General features: G+C 41.9%; 8 protein-coding genes, 1 rRNA gene and 1 pseudogene. 4 read left to right on the top strand and 6 right to left on the bottom strand.

The genetic code is table 11. From position 1 onward, the window contains the following. A 16S ribosomal RNA gene (locus tag C9991_RS16175) occupies window positions 1-109 on the bottom strand; the annotation flags it as partial. A 634-nt stretch (window positions 110-743) separates the two neighbouring features. On the opposite strand from C9991_RS16175, the gene C9991_RS16170 reads away from it, so the two are divergent. After that, a complete protein-coding gene (locus C9991_RS16170) occupies window positions 744-2222 on the top strand; it encodes a CotH kinase family protein (RefSeq protein WP_106813496.1) in 1479 nt (492 codons plus the stop codon). A 230-nt stretch (window positions 2223-2452) separates the two neighbouring features. Further along, window positions 2453-3313 (top strand): enoyl-ACP reductase FabI, encoded by an 861-nt coding sequence (locus tag C9991_RS16165; RefSeq protein ID WP_106813495.1) that lies wholly within the window; start codon window positions 2453-2455, stop codon window positions 3311-3313. A gap of 419 nt (window positions 3314-3732) precedes the next feature. On the opposite strand, the gene C9991_RS16160 is transcribed toward C9991_RS16165, so the two are convergent. The 4 genes from C9991_RS16160 to C9991_RS16145 are packed head-to-tail and all read right to left on the bottom strand — an operon-like array spanning window position 3733 to window position 6746. Beyond that, a complete protein-coding gene (locus tag C9991_RS16160; protein WP_157949515.1) occupies window positions 3733-4677 on the bottom strand; it encodes a hypothetical protein in 945 nt (314 codons plus the stop codon). Between the two features lie 49 nt (window positions 4678-4726). Next, window positions 4727-5410 (bottom strand): PG0215 family putative anti-sigma factor, encoded by a 684-nt coding sequence (locus C9991_RS16155; protein ID WP_106813493.1) that lies wholly within the window; start codon window positions 5408-5410, stop codon window positions 4727-4729. After that, on the bottom strand, window positions 5407-5925 hold the full coding sequence (locus C9991_RS16150; protein ID WP_157949514.1) for an RNA polymerase sigma factor: 519 nt from the start codon (window positions 5923-5925) through the stop codon (window positions 5407-5409). The genes C9991_RS16155 and C9991_RS16150 overlap by 4 nt, the downstream gene beginning before the upstream one ends. A gap of 38 nt (window positions 5926-5963) precedes the next feature. Then, window positions 5964-6746 (bottom strand): GIN domain-containing protein, encoded by a 783-nt coding sequence (locus C9991_RS16145; protein WP_106813491.1) that lies wholly within the window; start codon window positions 6744-6746, stop codon window positions 5964-5966. 295 nt (window positions 6747-7041) lie between these two features. Here C9991_RS16145 and C9991_RS16140 point away from each other — a divergent pair, with 295 nt between their 5' ends. Together C9991_RS16140 and C9991_RS16135 are read left to right on the top strand one after the other, a co-directional pair. After that, window positions 7042-8286 carry an L-serine ammonia-lyase, iron-sulfur-dependent, subunit alpha gene (locus C9991_RS16140; protein WP_106813490.1) on the top strand — a complete coding sequence of 415 codons (1245 nt, stop codon included), beginning with the start codon at window positions 7042-7044 and terminating at the stop codon, window positions 8284-8286. Window positions 8287-8607: 321 nt separating this feature from the next. Further along, window positions 8608-8988 (top strand): annotated as a pseudogene (locus C9991_RS16135) (IS1634 family transposase); the annotation flags it as partial. Window positions 8989-9271: 283 nt separating this feature from the next. Here the strand turns inward: C9991_RS16135 and C9991_RS16130 are convergent. After that, window positions 9272-10168, bottom strand: a complete 897-nt coding sequence (locus tag C9991_RS16130; protein WP_106813489.1) for a discoidin domain-containing protein — start codon at window positions 10166-10168, stop codon at window positions 9272-9274. Between the last annotated feature and the right edge of the window lie 7 nt (window positions 10169-10175).

Raw genomic sequence — 10175 nt, 5'->3', positions numbered from 1 at the left:
CGCCGGTCGCCATCAACAATAGCAAGCTATCGTCATGCTGCCCCTCGACTTGCATGTGTTAAGCCTGTAGCTAGCGTTCATCCTGAGCCAGGATCAAACTCTACATTGTAAAATATCTTTTACTGCTGCCCTATTACTAAGGCGGCATTTGTTTATATCTGTTTCAGAACGAGCTTCCATTTTTATTGAAGTTTTAACCTTATTATAAAGATTAACGGTTCGTATTTTACCCAAATAATCAAAACCGAAGTTTATCATATTTGCTTCTTGTACTACTTGTCTGTTTATGTAAATCTTTTCAAAGAACTCTTTCTTAATGCAATCTTAACACGAACTAAACTCGTTTAGCTTGAGGTTTCGTTCTTTCTCGAAAGCGGATGCAAAGGTATAACAAATAATTCAACCGTGCAAGAGTTTTGAAGAAAAAGTTTCAGAAAAGATGTTTTTTTTATTCTATAATTGAGATAAATCAATAATTATATATACTTCAATATATTTTGTACATAAACAACACAATGGAGTTCAAACAATATATTATCTCATTACGACTTTCTATTAAATATACTTCACCTCTGATATATTTCATTTTTAATTTGTATCTTTGCAATGTCTGTGGTTGAATCTTCTTGTTTTTATGCAACACTAAAACAATGGAATTCTTCAATATGACAAAATATTAAGCAATTTACTGTTGCTCTAATACTTTTAGATATATAAACTAAGTGTTGCAGAATTTAATTATTATGAATAAAAGAATACTACTCGCTATTTACTTTATTTTGGCTTATGTGGCAACAATCTCTTCTCAAACACCAAACTTTACAACGATGAAGAATATGATAGGTGAGAACTCGCTGCCATTAGTTAATTTAACTGTAAAAATAGACAAAGTAAGTAAACCTGAATATACTCAAGCCAAAATTGAAATTGTCGACCCATTAAAACGCACAAACGGTAACATTGAGGCTACATTCAATTGTAAGGTGAAGTATAGAGGCGCCTCATCGCTGGTATATGACAAAAAATCATTCAATGTAAAATTACTTAATGAAAAAGGGAATAGTCTGAATGCAAAAATATTAGGCATACGTAAGGATGACGCTTGGATACTTGATGCCATGGCTATCGACCGGTTGCGTATGCGCAACAGAATAAACTTTGATATATGGAACAGCATGTCCTCTACCCCATATTCAACAGACACCGAAAACCGCAATGGAACCAAAGGGTATTTCGTTGAATTATTCATAAACGGAGAGTATCATGGTTTGTATTGCATGTCAGACAAGGTTAATCGAAAGTTGCTCGGTATAAAGAAGGCAGACGACACGGATAAAGATAATGTGAAGATAAATGGTGTAATGTATAAGTGTGAAAGTTGGGGAGATGCTGCCAACCTGAATGGCTATAACGAAGAAAGTATGGATAAAGAAATATGGAACAATTGGTCGCTTGACTACCCTGACGATTATCCGTGTGCAGATAGCTACATGCCACTTAAAGAATTTATTGATTATTGTACCTCATCTTCTGATAAAGAGTTTACAAAAGGTATCGATAAGCTATTCTATTTGCAAAACTTTATTGACTACCATGTTTTTTTGCTTTCACAAGGGCTTCATGACAATAATCTGAAGAATACTTTCTTAAGTATTGTTGACAAAAATGAAAGTAAATGTATAATGTTGACACCATGGGACCTTGATTGTTCACTTGGAGGAAACTGGGACGGAACATATTATAACTATCCTGCTACAAACCAAGAGATTTTACCAACGAGAATTTTTTCCCGTCTATGGTACAACAACATTATTGATTATCGTAACCGTGTAGCTGTTTGTTGGCGTAATTTGAGCACGAATGGCATATTATCAAAGGATGGATTTAATAGTCGTGTAGACAGCTATGTAGAGGCTCTAACTATTTCTGGGGCTTGGGAGCGTGAATATTCTAAGTGGAACGGCAATCCAGTTGCTCTAAAAAAAGATCTGAAGGAAGAGGCAGATTATGTAAAAGATTGGTATAGCCATAACTATGACAATCTATACAACTCTGTTTTCAAAAACCTCGGCACCACTAACATCGTTGATATATCTACAAATAAGGACCAAACAACAAATATGAACAATAACACATTATATAATATAATGGGACAAAAAGTTGGTGCAAATTATCGTGGTGTTGTTATTAATAAAGGCAAGAAATTTATTTTATCAAAATAGGCCAAATTAATGCACATTCTATTAGGTTTGTGCAATTATATGATGATATAGGATATAAAAACACTAAATTAGTGCACTTTTTCGCACACAACTATTGGTAAATGTGCAAAAAGTTATACCTTTGCACAGTCTTAAGAATACATCAAGGTAAAGAAAAGACTAATTTGTTGGATAAATCGAAAAGGATAGCATCAATAAACATTAAACATACATTATATAATAGAACATTTATGTCTTACAATTTATTGAAAGGAAAGCGCGGTATCATCTTCGGCGCATTGAATGACGCATCGATTGCGTGGAAAGTAGCAGAACGTGTCGTAGAGGAAGGCGCTCAGATAGTGTTGACCAACACTGCTGTGGCATGTCGTATGGGCACTATCGACGAGCTTGCCAAGAAGACCAGCGCAACTATTATCCCAGCTGATGCGACATCGGTAGAGGATTTGAACAATCTCTTTGTTAAGGCCCAGGAGGCTTTGGGTGGAAAGATTGACTTTGTACTCCACTCATGTGCAATGAGCGTTAACATGCGCAAGAAGCGTACATACGACGATCTTGACTATGGATTTCTGGACAAGACCCTCGATATCTCGGCCATATCATTCCACAAGATGCTTCAGGTAGCCAAGAAGCTTGACGCTCTTAACGATGAGGCTTCGGTTCTTGCTCTTACATACGTAGCTTCACACCGTACTTTCTTCGGCTACAATGACATGGCAGACGCCAAGTCGCTGCTTGAGTCTATAGCACGCAGCTTCGGCTATATCTATGGCCGCGAGAAGAAGGTACGCATCAACACTATCTCTCAGTCGCCTACATTCACCACAGCCGGAAGCGGCATCAAGGGCTTTGATGGTCTTTACGACTTCAGCGACCGTATGTCTCCACTTGGCAATGCAAGTGCCGACGAATGTGCCGATTATTGCGTTGTGATGTTCTCCGACCTTACCAAGAAGGTTACTATGCAGACTCTTTTCCACGATGGTGGATTCTCTAACATGGGTATGTCGTTGCGTGGTATGACCCAGTACAACAAGTCGTTCATCGACGAGAACCGCGACGAGAACGGAAATATTATCTACGGATAAAACAATATGATTGTCGGCAGATGAACAACTTGATTGTCGGCAGATGAACAACATCATCATCCGCCGACAAACAACATCATCGTCTACATATAACACAAAATAAAGGAGGCAAAACCTTTATGGTAAAAAAATAAGGCTCATCCAGAATTTTAAGGGATATAAACTGATATTCTAACTTATATCACTTAATATTCTGGATGAGCCTTATCTATTTGCCAATATCAACAGTACCGTTTTTTAGTACCATATAACTGGTACTGGAGTTTCATATAACTGGTACTGGAGTTTCAGTTATATGGTACTGCAGTATCATACAATTGGTACTGGAGTAGCAGTTAGGCAGTACTGAAATGAATACTTACTGATACTGACTGTTAAATTAATTGGTTCATAAGCATCAGCAAACTGACATAACAATTCTATTTGGACAGGGCAATCCAAGCCTCTTGCAGCATACCATCCATAAAGGTGTCGGCATTGGTCTTTTTCAGCTTCTCCTTCATTTCGTTGATGCTGTACATGCAAGTTTTCTTCTCGTTTTGGGTGAGCAGCTTGCTATATTCCTTACACATACGTGCCATCTTAACCACAATGCCTGTCTGCAACGTTTTGGCACCAGCATCCTTTATAGCATCAAGGAAAGCTACGCGCATATTGCCAAACTGAAGCATAAAGTCGGTATCGGTCTTTATATTGTTCATCTCCGCAGACCACGTACTCGACTGTGTGCTTTTTACATTACCATTATTGTCATAAGTGGTAGTTACAACCACATCGCCATCCGTGTAAGTCTTTGTACGCACTACAGATGTCTTGGTTGTAGACTTATTAGACGCGGTAATTTTCGACTTATACTCTTCGAATCGGGCCGGACTGACACCATATATATGATAGTAATAGCAATGGTAGTTGCTGCCGTCCTTAAACCATATATACAGGTAGGCATGTCGGCGAAGCGGGTCGTTGGCATCATTGAAGCATAATCCATAATAATAGTGCGACTTATTGATACCAAGCTGCACGCTGTACTCGTTGTTGACACCATACACGTATTTGTTATTTTTAACAAGCTGGGCGTTGCTACCAGGCTTCTTTACATACACGTCGTAAGCCTTCAACGTGGCGTTAAGCATAACCTTCTCTATCTCCGAAAACAATTTTTTCTTTTTTGTCGGTAGTGTGAACTCGGTATACTTGCAATAGCTTACAGAGCCATCGGGGCAATCGACATTAAAGTTTGTATTTGACAATATTTCAGTAGAAGGATCATTCAACACGATCTTGAAGATTGTCTCGATTTTTTCCTGTGCCGAAACCGCAACAGTCTGCAATAGCAATAATGCCATTATTACAATCTGTCTCATACGATATATATTTTACTGTTTTTTTATATTAAATATTATATACACTCTATTATTGTGCCATGTCGTTGTCCGAGTCATCATTCTCGAAAACTTCCAGGGCTTGAAGTTCCAGTTGTTTTATCTCAGCCGACTGGTATACACTTATAGCTTGCAGTAGAATGTCGGCCTGGCGTACAGCCTCCTCAATGTCTGTAGTGTCTGGCTTTGCATCAAGAGCATCTGCAACATAAACCTTTGGCGGACGTGGTTGCCAATATGGTCTAACCGTCTTGTGGCTTTGTTGCTTAACAGGCTGTGGCTTTATGCTGTCAACAGCTATTGGCTGTGGACGTTCGGCCGAGATACTGTCGGCAATTGAGTCTACAGATATCTTATTTATCACCTGTTGTGCCAATGGCTTATTGTCCATTGTGTTGTTGTCTAATTGAGTTGAAGCTGCAAACACGAGCAGAGCCACAGCTGCGGCAGATGTTATCCAAACAGCAATATTGCGCAAGTTAAAGCCATGTGTGATGGCAGATATCTCTTCCTTAGGCTGCTCTATAGGTTCATTTGCCGTTGCAAACATGCCGAACATCTCACGATAGGCCCTCCAATCGTCGGCCGATATAGCTTCGGGACGATTGTCATCGGTAGCCTTGCTGAAGAATTCAGCCAAGGCTTTCTCCTCGTCTATGGTGGTCAAGCCGTCCATGTAACGCTGTAGAAGTGATATGATTTGTAGGTCGGTCATTTTCTGTTCCTTTCCTTTATCTGATTGAATAGTTTTCGGCGAGCCGACGATAACACCGTCGCCACCGACTCTTTACTAATGCCTAATATTGCGGCAATCTCCTCATTTGTGCGCCTTTCGGTCTGCCTTAGACTCATAACCTGCATCTCCCTTGGCGGCAATTGCTCTATGCGTAGCCTTAACCATTGCTCGTCTTCCTTCCATTCAAGCTGACTTTCAGGAGTTGCATCGTTGGATTGTTGCCTCATAAGCCACGACGTTGGCACCTCGCTTGCGTCTATGCTAACCAGACGTTGCCGTCGCAACATATCTATAGAGATATTGCGGGCAACAACAGCTGATAGACGAGAGGCATGGGCTGTATCGCGGAGAGAGTCGTGTACAGCCCATAGCCTAAGCATAGCATCACTTGCCGCATCGTCTACATCATCGGCACGCGCAAGATAACGCCTAGCATAACCCGTAGCTATATTGCGCAGTTGCGGAGATATCTGTTCAAACTGTAGTTGATTCACGATTTTCGATATTTGTGTATGATATCCACTTTTGTCTATTAGGGTTGGGCATTGATTATGCCGTCAGGACTTTTGGGTGCGCTCGATGCATCACTGTCTTTTATCACATTGGTATGGGTGCTTGTAGTGCTTATTGAGTCGTACTTCAGCATACTGTCATCAATACTGCCCGAGCTAATAATCACCTTTCCATACTTGTCTGTCTTACCCGAAACATATATTCGTCCAATCCCTGTAAGCGTGCAATTCAGTTTGTCTGCCCCACTTACTTTGCCGCTAATCACACCCGAACCAGCCATCGACAAACAAACATTATCAGCCTTGACTTCATCAATACGTATGCTTCCCGAACCTGCATTGTTGAAGAATGTATTGCTGGCAGTTATGCTACCAACAGCAATTTCGCCCGAACCAGCTTGATTGAATGTAACCTTATTGCCCGACATATTGTCTACAATAATATATCCGCCACCTGCAAGATTGAAGACGCTAACCTCCGGAGCCTTTACCTTTATAACAACGTTGAACTTTCCCGACTTTTTGGATGTGTCTATATATACATTGCCTATCTGTTTGGCTGCCTTTCGGATATTGAGCGAAGCACCGCTATTCTCTATGTATATTTGGTTGATGTCGTTGGCATCGCCCACAAGGCGCACCTCACACGTCTTCGATTGCTCGTATACAACCTCCAGATTTCCAAGAACATTTAGCTCGCTGAAAGGCTGAATCGACATAACCTTCTCACTCTTCTGCGTGCCATATGCCGACGTTGCCGCCATAAACATAATGGCCATAACTATTAAAAGATACTTCTTCATAACATTATCTCCTATTTAACAAGTTACACATTATATATATAGGATATGCACCAAACATTGGCTTGGTTCTCACCCCTTTCTATAGTTAATAACGTAGAAATAGAAAATTCTAAATATCCAAACATCACATTTAACAAATATTTAACAGTTGTATTCCGTTCGCCTTGCAAGCTATCAATAAATTTGTCGTAACTTTGTAAACAACAAAACAATTACTCAAATAACAACAAAACATTAACTGTATAAACAACAATATATTAACATCTTGAACTATTTAAAGACTCACATATAAGCAATGGAATCGTTAAGAGAAATATACCGAATAGGTAAAGGACCGTCAAGTAGCCATACTATGGGTCCACAAAAGGCAGCGCAGGTATTTGTATCCCACAACCGCAACGCGGCTTCGTTTGAGGTTACACTATATGGCAGTCTGGCCGCAACTGGTCGTGGCCACATGACCGATGTTGCTATAGACGAGGTGCTTCGCCCTGTAGCTCCATTACGTATAGAGTGGCAACCACAAGTGTTTTTGCCTTTCCATCCAAATGGTATGAAGTTTGTATCATTTGATGCCAATGGTGCAAAGATGGACGAATGGATTTGCTACAGCGTTGGTGGCGGTGCCTTGTCGGAAGGCGAGAAGGGACGTTGGCTTACAAGCAAGCGTGAGGTATATCAGAAGAACACGCTGCTCGAGATACAGACATGGTGCGAAAAACACGGACGCAACTACTGGGAGTATGTTGACGAATGCGAGGAAGAAGACATCTGGGACTACCTTATGGAGGTATGGAAGGCTATGCAGCTAAGTGTGGAGCGTGGCATCGACCACGAGGGTGCATTACCTGGTCCACTTAAGCTTCCGCGCAAGGGTCCTATATATTATGTTAAGGCAAGCGGATATAAGCAGTCGTTGCAGTCGCGCGCGCTTGTTTATGCCTATGCCTTGTCGGTTAGCGAGGAGAATGCATCTGGCGGTACTATTGTTACAGCCCCTACATGTGGCTCTTGTGGCGTATTGCCTGCCGTATTGTATCATCTTGCCAAGGGACACAAGTTTAGCGATACACGCATACTGCATGCTATGGCAACTGCCGGTATCTTTGGAAATGTGGTTAAGAAGAATGCTTCTATCTCAGGTGCAGATGTTGGCTGTCAAGGCGAGGTTGGTGTGGCTTGTGCCATGGCTTCAGCAGCAGCCTGTCAGTTGTTTGGCGGTAGTCCATCACAGATTGAATATGCAGCCGAGATGGGTCTTGAGCATCATCTTGGTATGACATGCGACCCTGTTTGCGGACTGGTACAGATTCCTTGTATCGAGCGTAATGCCTTTGCAGCAACACGTGCATTGGATGCCAACCTATATGCCTCGTTCTCCGACGGCACGCATACTGTATCGTTCGACCGTGTGGTTAAGGTGATGAAGCAGACTGGCCACGACCTTCCTTCTTTGTATAAGGAAACGAGCGAAGGCGGATTGGCACGTGCCTACGAGCAACATATTAAAAAGATACGGGAACAAAATAAAGAGAAATAATAAAAAAAGAAGTAATAAAAAAGTGTGTGTCATAACTTGCGAGTTTTGACACACATTTTTTTTATTTTATCAATACAATCTCCTGACTTCGTCACTCAAAAAATCCGTATTTTATAACTTGTTGATAAACAATATTTTGAATCTTTGGGTCACCTAATATTGGGTGACACGAAAGGTATTTTAACTATGTTTGTCCGCAAAAAGAAATATCCATCTGGCAATATCGGAGTTATTGTAGTTGAGAAAATTGGTGGCAAGATGAAGGAACTTGCAACAATTGGTGTTGCATATAGTGAAGATGAGATCGAAAATCTTGTCAATGAAGCATATCTCACCAATACGGATATACCAATACAGGATGTATACACAGCATACCACAACCTTTGGCACGTAGAACGGGCTTTCCGTATAGCCAAATCAAAGATAGAGATACGTCCCATGTTTCACTTTACACGCAAACGCATCGAGGCTCATATATGCATCTGCTTTGTGGCTTTGAAAGTGTACAAGGAATTGGAGCGTATGCTGAAAGTCTCAGAGATTAAGATGAACGTAGACAAGGTGCTTGCATTGGCTAAGACAATCACAACCATACAAATTAAGCTACCTCTGAACAAGGAGGTTTACACCCAAACAGTGCTGATGGCAAGACATCAGAAAATCGCCAAACTCTTTGACGAAAATTTTTGGGTGACGCAATGACGAAGTCAGGAGCTGAATCTGCGCCGCACTATGGGACACGTGGCTCTTGCCCTGACTCCTACCATACACAAGCCACGCCGACTGATGAGCATCTACTATGCCGACAAATACCGCTTGCGCGTGCAGTAAATTTCAGAAAACCTACTGAATACGGGGTTAGCATAAACATTTCAAAAAACAAAAGACTCCGTAGACATTGGCTATATTTCAAGCCGCTGTCTACGGAGTCTTTTTTATTGTATTCTTAACGAGCTTGTTTCGCCATAAGAATACTTGAGTTAGACTACTTGATTGGCTCGTTCTCAGGGTCGTAAATCGAGCGAGTCATTTCCTTTACAGTAAGCTCAGCCATAGCAATCCAGTTGTTGCCAGAGTAAGCCTCTTCAATCTGCAACCATAGATACTGGAACTCAGTCTCGCTGAACAATCCCGGTGATGTGTACTCAGGAGCTCTGCCACTTGGCAGAACATTGCTTCCGAGCTTGCCAATCTCCCATGCTCCAGCAGCATCAGGGTTGTCGCCAACATTGTTGCTTGCGAGGATGGTCATCTTCTTCGGGTTGTCATTGTTGCCGTTGTTACGTCCCTTGTACCAGAATGAGATGCCCTTCACCTTCTTGCCAAGGTCTACACGGATGTAGTGAGGCCATGCAGAAGGCGCACTCCAGCTCATGTGGAAGTAGGTGCCGTTGTTGCCGTCGACGAGGGCAGCGATAGGACCCTCTGACGACTCCTGGTCGTCGGTCCAAAGCTGTGCGGCTGTAAGGCTGATAGGTCCAACCTCATAGTCCTTGATGTCGGCAGGCACGTAGCCAGCCTTGGCTGTCTTTGTGAAGAGAGCCTTCTCGCCGCCGTCCTCGCTTACTGCTGTGAACGAGTAGGCCAGTTCGCCATACTTGGCATACAGACCGTCAATCATAATAGAATCGGCATAAGTGCTGGCGTTGAGTACACGATGCCCCTTAACCGGGTCGTCATACTCTACTTTGATATAGTAAAAGTCTGCGTTCTCTGGAGTGGTCCAGTGGAACACCACTTTGCCCGGCTGCTTGCTGTCAACGGTGACAGTCGACTCCTCGATGTTCACCCTCGGTGTTGTATTGTCGTCATCAGAGCATGATGCTACGGTGCCAACAAGAGCTACAGCCATAAGCATTTTTATAATTGTCTTTTTCATCATTGTGTCT

Source organism: Prevotella merdae (assembly GCF_900290275.1).
Taxonomy (GTDB): Bacteria; Bacteroidota; Bacteroidia; order Bacteroidales; family Bacteroidaceae; genus Prevotella; species Prevotella merdae.
The sequence above is the reverse complement of the archived record's forward strand: the minus strand, read 5'-3'. Positions and strand labels throughout refer to the sequence as shown.

Coding starts and splice junctions, on each gene's coding strand:
- C9991_RS16170 (WP_106813496.1), top strand. CDS start 744: ATGAATAAAAGAATACTACTCGCTATTTACTTTATTTTGGCTTATGTG.
- C9991_RS16165 (WP_106813495.1), top strand. CDS start 2,453: ATGTCTTACAATTTATTGAAAGGAAAGCGCGGTATCATCTTCGGCGCA.
- C9991_RS16160 (WP_157949515.1), bottom strand. CDS start 4,677: ATGAGACAGATTGTAATAATGGCATTATTGCTATTGCAGACTGTTGCG.
- C9991_RS16155 (WP_106813493.1), bottom strand. CDS start 5,410: ATGACCGACCTACAAATCATATCACTTCTACAGCGTTACATGGACGGC.
- C9991_RS16145 (WP_106813491.1), bottom strand. CDS start 6,746: ATGAAGAAGTATCTTTTAATAGTTATGGCCATTATGTTTATGGCGGCA.
- C9991_RS16140 (WP_106813490.1), top strand. CDS start 7,042: ATGGAATCGTTAAGAGAAATATACCGAATAGGTAAAGGACCGTCAAGT.
- C9991_RS16130 (WP_106813489.1), bottom strand. CDS start 10,168: ATGATGAAAAAGACAATTATAAAAATGCTTATGGCTGTAGCTCTTGTT.